Here is a 19,140-nt window from a genome sequence, read left to right as displayed (position 1 = left end):
TGTCTCAACAATTTCCTACGGAAGAGCGATTGTGTGTCCTTACCAACCATATCCGTTGTTGCTAGTACAGTATTCTTATTAAGACCTCTCCGTGAAAGAAGTCGGGGGGCTGGTCACGGTGGTTCCAATTCAAGCGATGTTACTGTCCTTGTAATACTTTATAAGCTAAGCCCGATATTGTAATAAGGTTTAAGTTGTAGTGCAAAGGATTCCTTTACGATGAAAACAATATCGAACGATAATCAAGGTGATAGTACTTGTATAACGGTCGATATACCCCTTCTAGACGGTCGCTTATTCAAGGGCGAAGCCACAGATGACATCCTTCTATTTTTGACCCGACATCACGACGAGTCGTTCTCAATGACGGACATCGCTGAGGCTGTCGACTATACGCGGCCGACGATTACGAAAACAGTTGACGTCCTCTCCAGCAACGACCTCGTCGTCGAAGAACGCGACGGGTCGCGTCGGCTCGTGCAGATCAACCGCGACCGGTTGACTCGACCAGACGAGCCCTACCTCGAAATTCCACAATCGGAGTTCCACGCTCCGGTGAAGGCCGCAACTGAGGTGTTACTGGACGAACTTGATGGCGTCCTCGCGGTCGTCCTCTACGGAAGCATCGCCCGTGGAGAGGCCGACCGCCGCAGCGATATCGACCTCTGGGTGTTGGTGCGCGAGGACAGGATGGGTAACCAACGGCGGGCGAACCAAGTCAGGCAATCCCTCGAAGCGGATACATTCGACGGCAACCGCTATGCCTTCGAGATTGATGTCGAGGGCCTCCAAGCCGTTCCGAATTACGCGGACGACCTGCAGGAAATCCTCCGCGACGGCATTGCCATCCACCGAACGAATGAGTTCGACACCGTCCGCGATATGGTTCTGCATGGTGATCTCGATGAGTGATCCCAATACTGTCAGGGAGGCACTTGACGCGGCCGTCGACGCCTTCAACGAGGGGGGTCACGGCATTCCGACCCGAGAATCGGAGATCGACACGGAGGCTGACTGGAAGACCCAACTCACAAAGGGATGTCGGCTCCTTGCCATCGTCGAGGAAATCGAAAGTAGTGGCTACTATACCGCTGTTGTCGAACTATGCTTTGGCACCATTGAGCGGTCGCTGGAGGCGTTCGCCATTGCAGAGGGTGGAGATGAGTTGCGCGAGTTCCAAACGGACTCCCACGATCGCTGCTACGACCGGGCGGCGCGGTTCGGTCTTTTCACGCGGGATCTAACGCGTGAACTCAAAGACCTGTATGAGAACAATCGGACGGACAGCTACTATGGCGGCCGACACCCAACGAAGCGGCAGGCAAAAACGATGCATCGGTTAGCTCGTGAAATCCACCGTCACGTCACCAACCAGATCCGCGAAGGCGGCGTCTGCAACTGCGACTAGCAACCAAGTGACAGCTGTTGTCTTCAGGGTCCCCTTCACTTGTTGTCCTTCATTATGACCACCGAGGGCCACTCGAGGGATACACCGACCGGTAGCCGACCCGCCTACAGCCGCGTGTCCTGTGAGTTCGGTTTCCGACAGAGCCATCGAACCTCTCTCGAGGCCATCTCTTCCGCACTGTCCCCGGTCGTCCGAGGACACCAACTGTCACCGGCGCTTAGTCACCACCTGTCGCTTTCCCGGGAACGTCGGCGTCGGCGGGAAGGACGACCCGCCGTTCGGTGTACTCGAGGCCGTTCTTTCGTTCGGTTCGCTTGCGGACCGCGAGGCGGTGCTTGGAGAGCTCGAGAATTGCGTCGATGGTTCTCGAGACGAGTTTCTTCGCGTAGGTTTCGCTCGTACCCGGTTCCCGTCGCCGGATCCAGTGTTTCAAATCGCTCGCGGTGACGTACTCCGCGACGGTCTTGCAGCCGGATTTCCAGGGATCGTCGCCGACGCTCGGATCGGTTCGGGCCTCCCAGAGTTTCGCGGCAAGTCTCGAGGGAAGTGAGGAGGTCGTCGAGCGGCGCATGTCCTCGTCCATTCTGGCGAGTTGCTGGATCGGCAGGAGGTCGGCGTAGGCGAGCGAGACGCGTCCGTTCTCGAGCGGGTCGGCGCTTTCGGGAACGCGGAAGTAGGTCTTTCCGTCATCCTTGGTAATCCGCTCGAGTCGATCGCCGGGGACGTCGAGTTCGTGTGCGTCGACGCGATCGGCGCGGAGGTGGGCACCCTTCTCGAGTTCTCTCGCCTGGAGTTCCTCGATCCGTTCCTTGTTGGTCCCGGCCTTGTTCAACGCCGCGTCGACGGCGCTCTCACAGCGCGTGCGCTCGCGTTCGCACGCCTCGATGCGCTCCTCGAGGGACTGGACCCGCTCCGTTAATCGGTCGCGGTCGCGTTCGAGGTTTTCGATCCGGTCGGTTTTGGTCTCGAGTTCGGCCTCGAGGCTCTCGACGCGCGTTTCGAGGGCGGCGAATCGGTCGTCACTCATTGTGCTCACCTCGCGGGTCGTCCTCGGCGTTGTCGGGGATGGGTTCGGAGCTTCGAATCGTCGCCTCGGGGCCGACCACGAGGAGGAGGGTGCGGTTCGTCTCCGCGCTGATCTCGCGCAGGCGTCTGCGGACAGCTCTCTGTTCGGCCGGCTCGAGGTGCTCGAGTGCGCTTGATTGGGTCGTCTCCTCGAGGAGGATGTTTGTGAGGTGGTCGATGGTCTCGAGGCGTTCTCGAAAGAGTCGCGTCGCGTGGTCAGTTTGGCTCGATGCGTCTTGTCGGTCGGGACTTTGATTACCCCGTGGGTTGTCGTCTGACATGGCTTCCGGAGGCTGTTTACGGGAGCTTTCCGCGGACTGGTGGGGCTAACACCGGTCCGCAGTTTTGCGACTCAGTTCGAGAGAGTCACAGTGTGCTTCCGTACCGGTGAGTCTATACCCCACTGACATAAATGTTGACGCTATTCGTTGACTAAATCAAACAACGTTCGTATACAACACTTCCACAGATAGTGCTAACTTTTCAGTACTGCATCCGGTCACTCACGCACAAATGGTAGAGCGGGTTCCCTGGATGGCTCCTGTCGACTACGAGATTATGCTCTTTTTCGACGAGCATTCGATTCTGGTCTCGCCGAAAGTGCTCGCAGTGAATATTGAGTACGATCGGCAGTACATCAGTCGGAGATGCAGTGCACTCACAGACGCCGGACTGCTGGAGTCGGTCGATACCGGCCTGTACCAGTTGAGCGATACCGGCCACACGTATCTCGAGGGGAACCTCGACGTCTCGGAGCTCGAGCCAGAGGACTAACTTTCTGTGTCGACGATTCGGACTCGAGTGACTGTTCTCGAGAGATAATTTCCAGTTCGAAACAGTAGTTATATGACACTACAGATCATTGGGTCAAACGGAAGCCATGAACAGCATATGTGGGCGTTTCCGTTGAAATGCCCCGGGTGGTAGTAGCACCCGAGACGTGGCTTCCAATCGCGGAATGGATCGGTTGCCATGATTGGATTACTTCTCCGCGGGCTTAAACATCCCGTCCGACAGACGAATCGAAGTCGAATAATTCGCACTGGTGCTCGAGCTTTCAGCAGAGGGAGATTGCTATGACCGCAACTACTGATAACTTGGTTGTGGACATCGTCCGAACGCTCGAGGAGCACGGGCTGGCTCGAGACGCCTACCAGCTCGGAGCCGAATTCGATCCGGAGGCACTCGAGCGGTTTGTTTGTTCTGCTAATCAGACGGTGGAGGTCCGGCTTGAGGTTCAGGGAATTCCGCTGGTCGTGACTCGCGATGGAATACGGGTGGGTTGCAATGAGTGAGGGCGAAGAACAGAGTGAGGATGACTGTCCGTTTCCACTCTGCCCCCGCTGTGGGGAACCCGTGCTTCTCGTCACGAGTCGCGGTCCGCACGAACACGAAGCCAACCCCTGTGGCTGCCGAGTGAGTGGAAACCTGCTCGAGTAATTGGTTTCTCGAGTAGTTGGTCCGTTTCTCGAACAGCAACTCAGTACGATTCCCCTTCTCGTTTCAAATCCCCGGAGAGAGCGACGGGATTTTATACTGCGCTGTGTGAGTACCGAATAATCCAACCCGCGCGTTTGCGCACGGGATGCTCTCTTCCAATGTCCGAAACTACTGATGGGGACCTCGATCTAACCTGGCGCGAAAAAGGCCAGGCGCTGTATCGCGTCGCGAAGTTTCAACCGTTTTTCGCAGCAGGTCTGATTGTTCTTGCTGTGATCGCTGCGCTGCTCGAGGGGATTGGGCTGAGTTTTCTGATGCCTATTGTTGAGGTTGCAGAATCCGGTGGTCAACCTGAGGATGCGGATGGGATTCTCGAAGGGTTTTTGACTGTCTATGAGTTTCTTGGAATTCCGTTCTCGCTCGGCTATCTTGTCGGTGGTGTTGCGTTGATTATGACTGTTAGGTTCACGACTTCGTTTCTGGTGGGCTGGCTTCGTGCCGCGATCGAAACAAAGTACGTACGACATCTTCAGGAGGAGGCGTTTAATCACGCACTTGATGCCGAAATTTCGTACTTCGACGAGGAAGGGTCGGACGATATACTCAACGCGATTGTTACACAAGCGGAGTACGCTGGAAAGGTCATTAGATACACCATCAACGTGATAGAGCAGGGACTACTGGCAGCGATGTATCTCACAATCGCCATGATTCTGTCCCCGTCGCTGACGATCTTTACAATCATTTTGCTGGGTGGTGTGACGATTCTATTCCGATCTGTTCTCGACACCGGGTACTCACTCGGCGACAAAGTCGCCGATGCGAAGGAAGGCATTCAATCGAATGCTCAGGCTGGAACTCAGGGCGTCAGAGAAGTGAAGCTGTTTGGTATCGTTGACGAGCTTCGAAGCGGTTTCTCTCAATCTGCTGAGAAATTTGAAACGAACCGAATCAAGGTCGAACGAAATGATGCTGCCATCACGAACTTCTACCAACTCACCACAGCAGTAACCGTATTCGTCCTTATCTATCTCGCTCTCACCTTTTCAGCGATGAATCTCAGTCAATTGGGTGTCTTCCTCTTTGCAATGTTCCAACTTGGGCCGAAAGTCAGTAATCTCAATAAGTACGTCTATCGTGTTGAGAGTGAACTCCCGCATCTGGTCCGAACACAGGAGTTCATCGAAGAGCTCGAGCAAAACAGTGAGCCAAAGACTGACGCAAATGAAGTTCCAAAACCGATCGAACGAACCGAATTTAATGAAGTGAAATTTAGTTACAATACAGACGATGAGACGGTTCTTCGGGACGTTTCGTTCGGCTTTGATCAGGGAGAGTTTGTAGCGTTTGTTGGACCCTCTGGCGCTGGAAAATCTACGATCGCATCTCTGCTGGCGAGGATGTACGAACCAACTGATGGAGAAATCACGGCTAACGGGATTCCAATAGACGAGTTTGATATTCGAAGCTGGCGCTCTCGAGTGACGATTGTCCGGCAGGATCCCCACGTCTTCAACGACACGCTACGTCGAAATGTTACTGTTGGGAATCGAAAGGCTTCTCGAGAGGACATTGAAATAGCCTGTGAAATCGCGCAGGTAACTGAGTTCTTGTCTGATTTGCCGGATGGGTATGAGACAGTACTCGGGGACCAAGGCGTGAAACTATCTGGTGGCCAACGACAGCGGGTCGCAATCGCTCGAGCACTGTTGAAGGATGCAGATCTGTTAATTCTGGATGAAGCTACGAGTGATTTGGATACGTCGCTCGAGAAAGATGTTCACGAAGGAATTGAAGCGATGGACCGGAATTACGCAATGCTCGTGATAGCGCATAGGTTATCGACAGTCACGAACGCTGATCGAATCTATACGATGGAAGATGGAGAGATCATTGAATCTGGTCCTCATCGAGACCTAATCAAAAGAGATGGAAGATATAAACAGCTCCACTCTATCCAAACTCAGTAACGCTAATTATAGGTGTTCTTTACTCTTCATTATTCCCCTCTCCAATTGCAGTTCGACAGTTAGCATCGGGTTATATTGTATTAGTTATTTTATATGACGGTGCCGTCGTCGGTCTTAATGATGGTCGACGCAGGTTCGCGGTCGATGTCAGTGATCGTCGCCTACGTCCCATCTCCGGTTATCTCGGTCATACATCGCAGAACTGGCTGCCGTCGTGAGGCGTGTCGATTTGCCAGCAACTGTTCAGCTAAGTCTGACAAGTAACCGCTCGACGCGTATTTTCGAAATCATAGATCGTTAGCACCCAATCATTTATACCCCAAGTGTTCGAGTCGTTCTTCAAGTTCCGGCAGTTCGTCAGACTCTCCATCCGTAACGCCGTCCGTTATCTGGCTGATCGTTGGTATTGTAGTGGCTTCCAGTACTTTCTCAGCCGCCTCATCAAGTTCACCGTGAATCGATTTTGTTCCATCTGTGCGACGGACTGCATATCCATTTTTGGTGGTCACTCGAACTGCAGTGTTTGACTTCGAGATGACTGTTTTATCACCCGTGTCTCTCAGGCGTCTCGTCTGTGGTGGCCGTTCGACATCCCAGTCGAGTTGTGCTGCAAGCGTTGGGAATAGGTCAGAATTCTGAACGAGATGATCGAAGGACTCTCCTGAACAGTCTGGGAACTTCACAAGAAGGGGAACCCGTATAAGCGAATCGATCGGATCAGCATCCCACATATGGTTGTAAACACCTTGTTCGCCGAACGCCTCACCGTGGTCAGACATGATTACAAGAATGCTATCGTTCCACCTCCCCTGGCTCTTTATATAGTCGAACAGGTCAGAAAGCGCACGATCGAGATATCGGATGGTCTCTCCGTACATTGACCGCAAGAATTTGAGGTCCGAATCGTCTGCTTCTCCTCGTTTGAACCGTTCGTTCATTTGTGTGATCTCGTCCCTCGAATAATCGATTTCAATCTCTTTATCTATGATTCTATCGGGGCGGAACGGATAGTGGGGGTCCATAAAATGAGCCCAGAAGAAACCCGCTTGCTCGGACATAGCGTTACGAACTTGAGTCGTAAGGTCATTCGCAACACCGGTTTTGGGAACGAACTCGACGCCAGTTTGGCGTCGAAACCAGTTGTAGCCCGAACGGATGACAGAAATCTGGCTACCGACGCGTTTGATCGTTCTGAGAAGGCCGTCCGACGAAGTAACGCTCCCAAACTCAGAGAGGTTATCCGAAAAGAAATCGAAACCTCGATGATAGCCACGTTCAGGCCGCAAATGCGGGTTATTGGTAATTGCCCACGAATCCCCATCGTATGCTTGGGCGAGAGTCGGTTTCTCAGAATTGAGGGTGCCATCTTCGACCACCTGATGTCCTGTTACAATGCTCGGAAACGAAAACGGCGTTGCGACGCCGTTGGACAAGGCGTTCTCGAAGCGAGCGAAGTCAGCATCAAATGTTTCCCAACAGGAAGGGAAGTGCTCCTTCGTGAAGTGGTCTCGACGCAGGGAATCGATCGTGAAAAGGAATAATTCGGTATCAGCCATCGTAATGGGTATGTCTGGTTTTTTCTACATATAGTTGTTCAAATTGTGGGATAATTTCAGAGCTTCGGTATTGTTCAATCCGTTGTTTTCCTACCGTGGAATGCTCTCGAAGCGTCTTGCTGTCGAGAATAGAGAGAACACTGTTTGCGATGCTGGAAACACTCTGTGTAGTTACGATCCCCGCACCGTCAACAATATCACGAACACTCCCAACATCTGTAGAGACAATTGGTGTACCAGCAGCCATTGCTTCCAAAAAAACCCGTCCAAACGGTTCATCCCATCGTCCAGGATATACAAATATATCATGGGTAGAATATATCATGGGCAGTTTGTTATTGGGTACCCTACCTCTAAGGTTAATATCATTGTGAAGGTTTTTCTTTTTCATTTCATTCTCAATATTATCTTTTAATTCTCCAGACCCAATAATTGTCAATTCTATATCCTTTGAGGATTGAGACTGAACCATTTCCATAATTTCAATCAATCTATCAACACCTTTAGAGTGTCGTAGATATCCAACATACAGTAACCGATATGGTTCTTCAAACGATGAATGATGAGGAATATCAAATTTTGGGTCCAAGATATTAGGTATAGATTCAATTTTGGAAGAGGGATAACCAAATTTCATGTATTCACTTTTCACATGAGGTGACAATGCATGGAAAGCATCTATAGACGAATGTATCTGATCACTTTGTTTTACGAGCCGCAAATTCCACAATCGGCTTAAAAATCGATATACTGCACTATATTCACCGTGGCCAGAACTAGTTTGTAGAGAGCAACGCATACATTTCAGGATACCATTAGATGAGCACTGTTTCCGATCAAGATATCGGAGATCATTCTTGGGGCAGATACCACCAAATGCGTTCAGGGTTACAATAGATGATACGTGATTCTTTGTAGAAATCCGTCCTACTGCTGGGATCGTCCTCATAAGATAACTGTGTATGATATCATGCTTGCTCAATTGATCTTCGTAGGCTTGAATTGCCTTATTTAACTGTGTGTCAGTATGGTAGGGTATTCCCCCAATATTTAAATCAACTACGTTAAAAGGCCTATCAGTGCCTTTCATTGGTGTTGATCGGCAATAGACTGTTACTGCATGACCCCGCTTTTCAAGGCCCTCAACAATTTGTGTAGCACTATAAGCAGCACCGGTACCGTCTTTTGACGGAGCCCGCGGATGTATAAAACCAATATCCATCTCTTTGAACGATTTTAGTTTGTGAGTGGCATAGTTGTATCCATTTAAATGTGAGAACGTGCATTTATTACATTCCCCAACAAGTAGGAAATTAACCAATCCGGAGGATATTAGTACTCCCCAGACGTGACCTTTATATACACGTATGTTATTTGCACGGCTCATTCAGGATATTAAATCATGGCAGCTTTTGTACGTTCTTTTTTTATCTCCGCAAATAGTTACCTTTCTAGACTTTCCACTTTATTATCCTATTCTACTATCACTAATATTATCATTTTCATTAATAATATATAAACGAGGGTCGATAACTATTACAAAAAATTTTGTTGTTCTATCAATATTGTATGGCTTATTTATATTGTTTGCCTCGTTTAGTATAATGTGGTCACCATCTATTGAGCAATCTCTTGATGTACTAGTTCGACTAACTACAATTTGTGTAATCTTATATGTTGTTCCCGCGTTCCTTACTGAAACTAAAGATGACTTACACAGATTACTTAGAGTGATTGTATATGGCTCAGTTATTGTTGGTGTTATAAGTATTGCTGGCTATTTTTCCCCAGAATACGACCGGCCATTCCAAATAGTTGGAAGATCATCTCATATTGTTCCAGGACGAATTATTGGTCTAGGTATTCCAATCTCTCTATTTTATTTGTTCCATGTAACGAACAAATATCATAAATTTATCGCACAATTATCCACTGGAATACTAACAGTGGCGATAGTAACTTCTGGATCTAGAGGGCCACTGATTGCTGCTATTCTTTCTGGATCAGTTGTGTTCGGATACTTCTTCGCGAAAAGAGCGGTTCTAACTATGGATAGAAAGTATATACTCTATGCTATCGGAGGTCTTATAACTAGCATTCTTTTTCTTTCTAACTACACTTTTCCTACGCTTCGTAGAATAATACCAATACTTCAGGGAGATCTTGATGGATCTGCAGAAGCACGATTTGACTTTTATATTACTGCTATCCATATGTGGCGTGATTCACCCCTATTAGGGAGAGGACTTGCAGGATTCCATGCAGAAGTGGGGACATATCCACACAATATTTTCTTAGAGGTCTTATCAGGATTAGGACTAATAGGGATCTCCATTTTCATTCTGATGAATCTATATGTTGTAAATGTCATAGTATCAAAGGTCGTGAAAGACGAAGTAGCAGTTCTACTGTTAGGTATATTCGTTTATGGAATTGTGAACGCATCCATTTCGTTCAATATGCCTGGCCAAAGGATGTTATTTTTTATATTTGGCTTGACAGTATCAACAGCACTCTACAAGTGATAAATACCGGTATTGTTGATGGGTGAATGTTTTTACACGGTCACTCATTGACTGCGGCCCGTGACGGCATCGCCGCCGGTGAATCCCTATTTTAGCAAACATCTCTTCCCAGTCCACGTCGCTTGATGCAGTGATCGACACCCAGTCAGTCTAAGACAGCCTCGGCTTCACGCCACAATAGGCTATCAAGTAAAACTGGACCGTGAAACAACGATTGGTATCAGTATGTGCTTGGTCTCCACATCTAAGTCTTCTCTGAGGAGTTCTGCACTTGAACGGTGACTTCTGACTTTAACCTTCGCTTCTCAAACTCACTAAACTTTACTATGCCACTTATGAATTGGCTGTAAAGTTGCGTATACTATTGGAATCAGCCAATCTGGACAATCCCTCCCTTCCAAAATTTTATTGAGACAGATCTATATATCTAAGATATGTTTGACAATTTAGTCAGGTACATTGCTCATAGTAAATTTGGACGGATTATACAATCCACTCCTGTTATTTCAAATATCTGCGAGAAATTATATCGGTGGATCCAAATAAGACAAGAAAGATCGTATATAGATATTTCGGGTAAACATACAGAACTCACACTTCCAGAAATTGGAGAGTTTTATTTTGAGAAGTGCAGTCTAAATTATAAAGAAATTATATTTATTAAATATATATTCGACCACGTTAGTAAAGATGACACAATTTTGGATATTGGTGCGAATGTTGGTTCACATAGTATTCCATTTTCAAATCATTATCATGTAATCGCCTTTGAGCCGGTGAAAGCAAACCTAGATATTTTCAGAAAAAACATCGACATCAATTCCAAGTTGGGAACTAAAGCACAGCCAATTAATATATATGAGGTTGCTCTATCTAATCAGGAGAAAGTTTCAGAATTTAAAGTTGAGAAAGAATCAAATCATGATAACGGACGAACTGCAGAAGCTTCATTTGCGAGGGGTGGGGAAACAGACTCAGTTCCGGTTAAAATGACTAAGCTTGATAATATTGATATTGTGGACCCAGATGCTATGAAAATCGATATTGAGGGTTCTGAGTTGAATATGCTCAAAGGCGCAGAAGAAACGATAGAACGACATCAACCAGATCTCTTTATTGAGATACACCCGGAAAAGATGAAAGCATTTGGGCACACAGAAAAGGAATTATATCAGTTTTTACATTCGAAAGGGTATATAAATAATGATGTCATCTCGCATGGGAATAATACAAAACATGTTCACTTTTCTCCAGGTCATAATTAGTTTCACTCTTTGAGGAACCGATTATATGTCTGTACCCAGTTTTCAGTGATCTTCTCGATGCTGAAATGATCTTCTATCCTTTTTCTTCCGTTCTTACCATAGAGTCGTCGTTCATCTTCTGGAGTCTCCATCATTTTCTCCATAGCATTTGCTAAGGCATTGGGTGATCCTGGAGAGACTAGTAAGCCGGTTTGTTTATCAAGAATGAGTTCGGAGGGTCCACCAGCATCTGTCACCACTACAGGAAGTTCGCATGCCATAGCTTCAGCCACAACCAAACCAAACCCCTCCCATTGGGAAGAGAGAACAAATGAATCAGCCATATTCAAATACTTAGGAATGTCGTATTTTTCACCGAGGAATTTTACCAAGTCTTCTACTCCTAATTCTGTGGTTAGTTTCTCAAGTTCCTTTCGTAATTCACCATCGCCGATAATCCATACTTCAAAATTATCCTCCGCATTTCGTAAAATGTCTATTGCCGCTAACAATGTTTGATGATCTTTTCGTTTTTCTAAACTACCAACGGTTACCCAAATGAATTCTTCTGACGAGGATCTATATTCTTCATTTATATCAAACTCGGACAGATCTATACCATTATAAACTCTTGTAGCCTTTCGTTTAGGGACGGCTCCAGAAGAGACATACCTTTCCATTGAAGAATCGCTTACAAAAGTAGTCACATCAGTGAATAGATCAGTAAATCGATAAACATAATCTCTAAGAGTAGTATTATCTCGTTGATTTTTTGTTTCTGGGTTCTGGTGATGGATATTGTGGATTGTAGAGATAGTTGTGATAGGTAGTCCAATACTAGATACCCTTCCAACAATTATTCCATGATATAAGTGTCCGTGAAGCACATCTGGAGAAAATGATTTTATTTCTTGACGTAACCTCCAAATTGCCAATGGGAAGGAAGCCTTATGAGTAATGTTCAGACTAACTACTGGAATTCCCCTAGATCGAGCCATGTTTCCAAAGTTCCCTACTGGTGTAAGTGAGATGATTTTCACTTCGTGATCAAGATTCTGCAGTGATGTAGACAATTCGAATAGTTGTCTACCAGTCCCACCAATACCCATAGAGGGTGTGATAAATAGAATACGAAGGTTTTGAGTATCGTTTCGGTTCATTGATTAACAACATCCTTTTCATCAAGATTAGAAAACAGCCTTCTAACAAGTCTTTTTAGGCGATTTGGAAGATAATGGTATATCAGGTGGAAAACGGCGTATACGTACAAGTATTTGGGCAAATCTAACACACGAACAGCTTTTATGTTCAACCGGAACAATTCTGTTTGACGCTTTGTAGAAGAGAACATGGAATGAAAACTGCTTTCTTCTCTAATTGTTCGTGTTATCAATGGCTCTGAAATATTTGCAATTTCATACTGAGAGGCAACACGGATTAGTAGATCCAAGTCAACGATAACTTCTCTTGAACCATCATACAGCCCAGACTTTACTAAAGCTTCTCTTCTTGCCATCATTGAACTGTGTGGAACTGGGATATATTTTGCCATCGATCGTCGTATATTTGCATCATGAGTGGGATATTTGCGGACATATGATTCTGATCGGATCTTGTTTTGAGATATATATGAAGATCCTACAAGACCAATATTTGGATTTTTGTCGAGAAAGTCGGCCTGCTTTTCCAGTCGTTCATTTGAAGAAATGTCATCTGGATCAATAATTGCAATATACTTTCCTTGTGCTTCATCAATAGCCTTGTTTAGAGCAGCTGATCGGCCGGTATGTTCCAAAAAGTAGGTTCGAACAATATCTTTGTCATTAAATCTCTTCAGGATCTGTCTGGTATTATCAGATGATCCATCATCAACAATCACAATCTCAAAATCGGCTAATGTTTGCTTCAGTAATGATTCTATGGCCTCTGAAATATATTGTTCTTCATTGTAGGTAGTAATGACGGCAGTTACTAGGGGTGGTTGTGTCATTGTTTATTATATCTTCCACTCATTTCAATATCGGCCTGCGGGATATATAGCGTGAAAGCCTAGATGTACATGTGTATATACTACCTTTTGAATGTACTGAAAAGAGTATTTTCTGCATATAAACCAAAACGTCTAACCATAAAGACGATGAGTAGCAAAACATCAGATGACTAAGGAGCAACCACCAAACGTTATTTTATTCGTCTTAGATACTGCAAGAGCCAAAGACTTTTCAATATATAATGACTCAATCTCTACGACAACACCTTTCTTCGATGAATTTGCAGCAGATAATTTGTTGTATGATCAATGTATTACTGAAGCTCCTTGGACACTTCCTGCCCACACTTCACTTTTTACAGGAAAGTACCCTAGTCAACATGGTGTTAATAGCTGGCAGGATCGGCTGCCAGACTCTGTAGACACTCTAGCTGCCGAATTACAGAGATCCGGATATCAAACAATTGGCATCACAAACAACTCTTGGGTAAGTGATCTTTTTGGCTTAGCTCGAGGGTTTGACGATTTTTATAGACTCTGGCAAATAATCCAATCAGATAACGATCTTATGAAAGCCAGCAGAGACTCAAAAGAATTATCCCATTCCCAAACGTTGAAACGTTTATTCTTGGATACCATTCTAAAAGGAAATCCTTTTGTGAATTTTGCTAATGGATTGTATGGGAAGTTTTTACATAATCGTAGCGATCACGGAGCAAGTAGAACAAATAATATCATAAAAGAATGGATAAGAAAAGACTGGGACCGAGAAAAGCCATTCTTCCTTTTTGCAAACTATCTAGAACCACATATGGACTATGACCCCCCAAAAGAATACGCAGAGAAATTCCTTTCTACTGACTATGCTTCTGCTATGTCTATACCACAAGAGCCAATCACTCATATGTTTGGTGAAGAACAAAACACTGATAGTGAACTTTCAACCCTACGTGAATTGTATCAGGCAGAAATACATTACCTTGATTCAAAGTTGAATCAGATATATCAATTTCTCAATGAAGAAGGGGCTTTAGAAAATACGCTTATGATCTTAGTAGGCGATCATGGCGAAAACATAGGTGAATTTGATCTACTGGGTCACTTTTACTCACTAACGGAATCTCTACTTCGAGTACCGTGTGCAGCACAGCTGCCATCTAGAACCTCCAAAAACATTAATAAGCCAATACAACTTACAGATATATACGAGCTTATACGTGAAGTGACACTCGATGAAACGCCTATAAATCAGAATGATGGTATTCCATCCACAGTTAGGGCGTGCGATAATAATATAACAATATCTGAATTATTGGGGGTAAACCCTCCTAAACGGGCAGTAAACCGGCGAACCTCTAACAGATATGACAGTGATAAATTTGAAAGACTTTCATGTGAACAAATTGCTTCTCGATCACTGTCTTCTAAAGTTGTTCGTAAAGGGAACAAAAATATCGCTTTCACACTTAATGCGCACAATGAACTTGAATCAGATAGTATTGACCCAGAGTTAGAACAAGCACTCAATGACTGGATTTCGATGACCAACGAAACCGTTGCAGAATCTACTGAAGAACTTGACATAGGGACTGAGGAACGATTACGGGATTTAGGTTATCTGTAGATAATCATCTACTATTACATATAATCCCAAACTTGAATTAAGAGTTGTCCGTAGGCATGTTTTCCGATTGTCTGTTCCCCTCAGTATAAAAGTTGTTGCTTCAACTGTGTGCGTCCAATTCAATCAACATACCCGAGGGAGCATCACTCAAGAATAAACCAACTACAATTAGTCTCACAGTGCCCAACAGAGCGAAAGCATAATCATGCCACACTCGGACGTACGGGGTAATGGCTGGAGATCCCGCCGAGGTCGCTGCTGCGGCAGCCGCCTACCGCGACGAGCGAGCCGATGGCGAGGAAACCCTCGAGGAACTCCTCGAGACGGATGCCGCCCACGAAACGTGGACGTTCGACGACCTTTCAGTCGACTCTGGAACCTTCGGAGAATTAGTCTCCAGAGATCTCGTGACGAAAGTCGACGGCGAGTATCGGGTCTCGAGCCGAGAGGGAGTTCGAGCGGGTCTCGAGGGCGAATCCCTTTCACAAGCCACCAACTCCACCGGAACCGAACTCGAGTTCTCGAGCCCGATTTCGTTCGACAACCGAACGATGATAGCCATACTCGGTTCGCTCGTCTTCCTCTTTTTTATGCGGATCTTGAACTTTCAATCCGTGTTCCGGGGAGACGAGGTCGTCTCGCCGGGGAACGATCCCTATTACTATCGTCACTGGATGGAGCAACTGCTGAGTGACTCGAACGGCGTAACCGACTTTAGTGTGATCGCAAATATGCCTGACCGGGCCGCAAATGCCCGACCGTTTACTAACGCCGCAAACTGGTTTCTCGCCGAACTACTCGGCGGCGATCAGTGGGCCGCGGAGATGGTCGCGGCGTGGCTCCCCGTCGTTTCCACGCTCGTCCTCGGGCTTCTCATCTACTGGCTTGCCGTCATCGTTACCGACGACATCCGAGTCGGAATCGCATCGGTCGTCCTGCTCGCACTGACGCCAGTCCATGCGGTCTACTCGGGCGTGGGCTTCCTCGAGCATCGACTCCACCAGTATCTCTGGCTGGGCGTGACGCTGGTCGCGTTCGCCTGGCTGGCCGTCGACTTGCAACGTCGACGTAATCGAACGACAACCGATAAAGAACGGTCGACAGTCTCCCCGGCAATTCGAGCCCACTTGCAATCGCCCTGGACTTGGATCGCGGCGGTCGCGCTCGGACTCGGACTAGCGTTCTCTTCGCTCGCGTGGGGTGGCTCGGTGCTAATGTTCGTTCCCGCCGCGGCGTACGTCGGGCTGAAAGTCGCACTCGATGCTCGAGAGAACGTTTCCCCACTCATCGCGAACCTCCCCATCGTCGGCGGCCTGCTCGTCGCGAGCGCTCTCACATCGTTCCTTCATTTCCGCTGGGGCTGGCACGACGCGTTCGTCGCGATCGTTCCGATACTCACCGTCGTCGCCGCGCTCGCTTTCATGGCACTCGGAGAACTCTGGCGTCGCCTCGAGTGGCCGACTGGTGGACTGGTCGGTCTCGAGGCCGTACTGGCCGGTGGCGGGATCCTGGTATTTCGATACCTGCGTCCCGAAGACTGGGGACGACTTCGAGAGCGGGCTGATAGTGTATTCTTCAGAGAAGGAGCAACCGAAACGGCGTCGCTGTTCTCGGCCGACATGGCCGTCATCCACGGCCCGTTGTCCCAGCTCGGCATTCAGTTCTTCGTCGCACTCGCGGTCCTCCTCTGGACCTGCTGGGTAGCGTACAAACGGTACGAGCCCGCCTGGTTGCTCCTCAGCGTGTACGTCGTCTTTTGGATCGCCATGGCGGCTATTCAGGTTCGATTCGCAGCCCAACTCGCGGTGCCCCTGTCCGTCCTGGGCGGACTCGGTCTCGTCCACATGATCGCCTGGGTCGATCTAGCTCGAGTTCCCGTCCCATTCCGCGAAGACGATCGAAACGAGAACAGCTCGAGTCGACGAGCCACCTCAACTCAAACAGCAAGAACAGATGGAAGTGGGGACGAGGATCCAAGCATTGTCTTCCCCAGCGATTTCTCGACGCTCGGCCACCTCGCCCTGATCGCACTGATCGTCTGCGGAATGAGCCTGATCTTCGTTCCCTCGTTGGTTGCACAGACTGCACACAGCGACGCGAAGGTCGACACTGCACTGGTGATCGAGGAACACGCCGAAGCAACTGATCGAGAGTATCCGGAGAACTTCGTCTTTAGTGAATGGGGTGACAACCGGATGTACAATTATCTGGTCAGTGGTGAATCGGATAGTTACGGGTACGCAATTAGTAACTTCCAAGACTTCCAAACAGACGGTGACCCAGATGACTGGTACGACCGCTTCGAGAGCGACAACGTCGGTTACGTCGTCATGAGCGACACCGGCTCCGAAACCGAAGTCCCCCAAAACACGACCCAATCACAGCTCCACGAGAACCTCGGGACCGGCAACGAGGAAGCCGACGCGCTCGCCCACTACAAACTCCTCGAGGCTAACGAAGACGCCACAGCGTTCGCCGTCGTCCCCGGGGCAACCATCCAGACCGCCACCGACTCCGAAAGCCCAGTCACGGTCACCACCGAACAAACGATCGGCGACGAGGCCATCACCTACGAACGCGAGGTCGAGCCCGAAGACGGCACTCTCGAGGTGACGGTCCCCTACAGCGGCGAGTACACGATCAACGACGAAACGATCGATGTCGAGGAAGAAGACGTCCTCGAGGGCACCGAACTCCAACTCGAGTAACGTGAGATGGAGCGCTCGCCGAGACGGGGCACGAATATCGAAACGCTCCCGAACCGTCGCACCGATGAGAAACGATCAGCGGTCGTCGTCCGAGGCTTCCAGGGTGGAGACGACATCATTGAGAGAATACAGACGGAGATCGTCCCGATCGGTGGCTGCTTCCGTGACGGACGACGTGAATCCTGATCGGCTGAACAACGCATACTCGTAGTTTGGCTCGCCGCCGCCCCCGGGTGCCCAATCGATGTACTCAACGGTGTTCTCGAGCCTCGAGAGCACATCGTATCCGAGCGGTGAGTTAGTGAACTTTGCTTCACCAACGAGAAGCGTCTTCCCATCGGTCGGTGCAACGATGTCGATCTCGTGACCTTTGTACCACCACTGTGACGGTTTCTCCGTGAGTCTGTACGCCGAATACAGTTCCGGAAGTGCCGTATGGCAAAGCGATTCGAAGGTCGTACTGACGAAGTCGGGTAACTCCGGTTCGATATGATCCTCGTATGCGTTCTCCCCGTACAGTTCGTACTGTCCACTCCGCCCGTACAGATATCTGTAATAAAATCGGAAGACGGGATCCCGAATCCGATATCGAGTCCGTTTACTGCGTGTTGGATCGGCTAAGGCCGGATACTGTTTTTCGATAATCCGGAGTGTCTCGAGTCGGTCGAAGTAGTACGACGTGTTCGTACTATCGATTCCCGCGCCTTGTGCAACCTCGTTTCGACGTCGGTTTCCGCTGGCGATCGATTCTAAGAGGGAAAAATATCGATCAACCTCTCTGAGCTCCATTTGTAGCACGGTTTCTGGTTCGGAATGGAGCGATCCATCCGGATCACAGAGCAGTTGGATTACGTTCTCATCGAGCGTACTGGTCGGATCGATCGGCTTCAGATATCGCGGTGTTCCACCGAAGATTCCGTACGTGTATACACGGTCTTCGGCATCGTAGTCGGGGACGAACTCCTGAACCGTCTCAAAGGGAAGTTGCGTGAGTTCGATCTGCCCGTTCGGTCGCTGTGAGACACGCCCGTACAGGGGAGCCCCACCGTCGAGAACGTGGGTATGCATCATGCCAATTGCAGATCCCGTAAGAACGAGCGTCGCATAGCTGTCATCCGTATTTGTGTCCCACAGATGCTGGATGATCGACGGAAGACTGTCATCCGCATCGATGAGATACGGGAACTCGTCGATTACAATCACCGCATCTTGCGCTACAAGATATGAGAAGAGCGATTCCCACTCCTCTTTGATCGCTGTGATTCCGGGATACGTCGTTGTAGCCGCATCGACGAAACGGGATTTCTGCGTCGTTGGTGTCCCCTTGATAGCTTGGTAGTAAACGGCATCGTCTCGGTCACGAATTGATCGACGGACGAGTTCGCTCTTTCCAATCTGCCGACGCCCATAGATGATTGCGAGTTCCGCATGTTCTGTTTCATAGAGCGCTCGCAATCGTTCGAGTTCTGAGACACGGTTGACGAACTGGTCCATACGCTGTTTTTTGTTTCACTGTTCGTAACTGTTTCGAAGCTATAGTTTAGACAATTATAGTGTAGACTCTAATAGTCTGAGTGATAGCTAGCTGGTGGATATCCATTGACTTGTAT

At 48.2% G+C, this 19,140-nt stretch carries 16 protein-coding genes; 9 read left to right on the top strand and 7 right to left on the bottom strand.

All coding sequences use genetic code 11. The annotated features are described in order from the left end of the window. The first annotated feature begins 219 nt into the window (after positions 1 to 219). Both ACZ5C7_RS17600 and ACZ5C7_RS17595 read left to right on the top strand, forming a co-directional pair. Complete coding sequence (locus tag ACZ5C7_RS17600) at positions 220 to 912, top strand: nucleotidyltransferase domain-containing protein (RefSeq protein WP_464377579.1); 693 nt, start codon at positions 220 to 222, stop codon at positions 910 to 912. Further along, on the top strand, positions 905 to 1,408 hold the full coding sequence (locus ACZ5C7_RS17595) for a DNA-binding protein (protein WP_464377578.1): 504 nt from the start codon (positions 905 to 907) through the stop codon (positions 1,406 to 1,408). Before ACZ5C7_RS17600 ends, ACZ5C7_RS17595 begins: the two co-directional genes overlap by 8 nt. Before the next feature lie 217 nt (positions 1,409 to 1,625). On the opposite strand, the gene ACZ5C7_RS17590 is transcribed toward ACZ5C7_RS17595, so the two are convergent. Together ACZ5C7_RS17590 and ACZ5C7_RS17585 are read right to left on the bottom strand one after the other, a co-directional pair. Further along, positions 1,626 to 2,435 carry a DUF8008 family protein gene (locus ACZ5C7_RS17590; RefSeq protein WP_464377577.1) on the bottom strand — a complete coding sequence of 270 codons (810 nt, stop codon included), beginning with the start codon at positions 2,433 to 2,435 and terminating at the stop codon, positions 1,626 to 1,628. Then, positions 2,428 to 2,754, bottom strand: coding sequence for a hypothetical protein (locus tag ACZ5C7_RS17585; RefSeq protein WP_464377576.1), 327 nt, complete (start codon positions 2,752 to 2,754; stop codon positions 2,428 to 2,430). Before ACZ5C7_RS17585 ends, ACZ5C7_RS17590 begins: the two co-directional genes overlap by 8 nt. 232 nt (positions 2,755 to 2,986) lie before the next feature. Between ACZ5C7_RS17585 and ACZ5C7_RS17580 the strand changes: the two genes are divergently transcribed. The 3 genes from ACZ5C7_RS17580 (at position 2,987) to ACZ5C7_RS17570 (ending at position 5,883) form a co-directional block, all read left to right on the top strand. Next, positions 2,987 to 3,247 carry a MarR family transcriptional regulator gene (locus ACZ5C7_RS17580; protein ID WP_464377575.1) on the top strand — a complete coding sequence of 87 codons (261 nt, stop codon included), beginning with the start codon at positions 2,987 to 2,989 and terminating at the stop codon, positions 3,245 to 3,247. A 302-nt stretch (positions 3,248 to 3,549) separates the two neighbouring features. Next, positions 3,550 to 3,768: a HalOD1 output domain-containing protein gene (locus ACZ5C7_RS17575; protein ID WP_464377574.1), complete on the top strand. Its 219-nt coding sequence runs from the start codon at positions 3,550 to 3,552 to the stop codon at positions 3,766 to 3,768. A 303-nt stretch (positions 3,769 to 4,071) separates the two neighbouring features. Next, positions 4,072 to 5,883 (top strand): ABC transporter ATP-binding protein, encoded by a 1,812-nt coding sequence (locus ACZ5C7_RS17570; RefSeq protein ID WP_464377573.1) that lies wholly within the window; start codon positions 4,072 to 4,074, stop codon positions 5,881 to 5,883. 308 nt (positions 5,884 to 6,191) lie between these two features. On the opposite strand, the gene ACZ5C7_RS17565 is transcribed toward ACZ5C7_RS17570, so the two are convergent. Together ACZ5C7_RS17565 and ACZ5C7_RS17560 are read right to left on the bottom strand one after the other, a co-directional pair. Further along, entirely contained in the window at positions 6,192 to 7,439 is a 1,248-nt protein-coding gene (locus ACZ5C7_RS17565; RefSeq protein ID WP_464377572.1) for a sulfatase-like hydrolase/transferase, read from the bottom strand. Further along, positions 7,432 to 8,826, bottom strand: a complete 1,395-nt coding sequence (locus ACZ5C7_RS17560) for a glycosyltransferase family 4 protein (RefSeq protein WP_464377571.1) — start codon at positions 8,824 to 8,826, stop codon at positions 7,432 to 7,434. The genes ACZ5C7_RS17565 and ACZ5C7_RS17560 overlap by 8 nt, the downstream gene beginning before the upstream one ends. A gap of 217 nt (positions 8,827 to 9,043) precedes the next feature. Between ACZ5C7_RS17560 and ACZ5C7_RS17555 the strand changes: the two genes are divergently transcribed. Both ACZ5C7_RS17555 and ACZ5C7_RS17550 read left to right on the top strand, forming a co-directional pair. Continuing rightward, entirely contained in the window at positions 9,044 to 9,964 is a 921-nt protein-coding gene (locus ACZ5C7_RS17555) for an O-antigen ligase family protein (RefSeq protein ID WP_464377570.1), read from the top strand. A gap of 434 nt (positions 9,965 to 10,398) precedes the next feature. After that, positions 10,399 to 11,229, top strand: a complete 831-nt coding sequence (locus ACZ5C7_RS17550) for an FkbM family methyltransferase (protein WP_464377569.1) — start codon at positions 10,399 to 10,401, stop codon at positions 11,227 to 11,229. A 2-nt stretch (positions 11,230 to 11,231) separates the two neighbouring features. On the opposite strand, the gene ACZ5C7_RS17545 is transcribed toward ACZ5C7_RS17550, so the two are convergent. Both ACZ5C7_RS17545 and ACZ5C7_RS17540 read right to left on the bottom strand, forming a co-directional pair. After that, entirely contained in the window at positions 11,232 to 12,368 is a 1,137-nt protein-coding gene (locus ACZ5C7_RS17545) for a glycosyltransferase (protein ID WP_464377568.1), read from the bottom strand. Next, positions 12,365 to 13,198, bottom strand: coding sequence for a glycosyltransferase family 2 protein (locus tag ACZ5C7_RS17540; protein WP_464377567.1), 834 nt, complete (start codon positions 13,196 to 13,198; stop codon positions 12,365 to 12,367). The genes ACZ5C7_RS17545 and ACZ5C7_RS17540 overlap by 4 nt, the downstream gene beginning before the upstream one ends. A 166-nt stretch (positions 13,199 to 13,364) precedes the next feature. On the opposite strand from ACZ5C7_RS17540, the gene ACZ5C7_RS17535 reads away from it, so the two are divergent. Next, complete coding sequence (locus ACZ5C7_RS17535; protein WP_464377566.1) at positions 13,365 to 14,822, top strand: sulfatase; 1,458 nt, start codon at positions 13,365 to 13,367, stop codon at positions 14,820 to 14,822. Between the two features lie 230 nt (positions 14,823 to 15,052). Further along, the gene (locus ACZ5C7_RS17530) at positions 15,053 to 17,530 is read left to right on the top strand and encodes an MFS transporter (protein WP_464377565.1); all 2,478 of its coding nucleotides are present in this window, start codon (positions 15,053 to 15,055) and stop codon (positions 17,528 to 17,530) included. 75 nt (positions 17,531 to 17,605) lie between these two features. Here the strand turns inward: ACZ5C7_RS17530 and ACZ5C7_RS17525 are convergent, their stop codons facing one another. Continuing rightward, entirely contained in the window at positions 17,606 to 19,024 is a 1,419-nt protein-coding gene (locus ACZ5C7_RS17525) for an ATP-binding protein (RefSeq protein WP_464377564.1), read from the bottom strand. Between the last annotated feature and the right edge of the window lie 116 nt (positions 19,025 to 19,140).

The organism is Halostagnicola alkaliphila (assembly GCF_055379965.1).
Note: the sequence above shows the minus strand (reverse complement) of the source record. Positions and strands in the feature narration are given on the sequence as shown.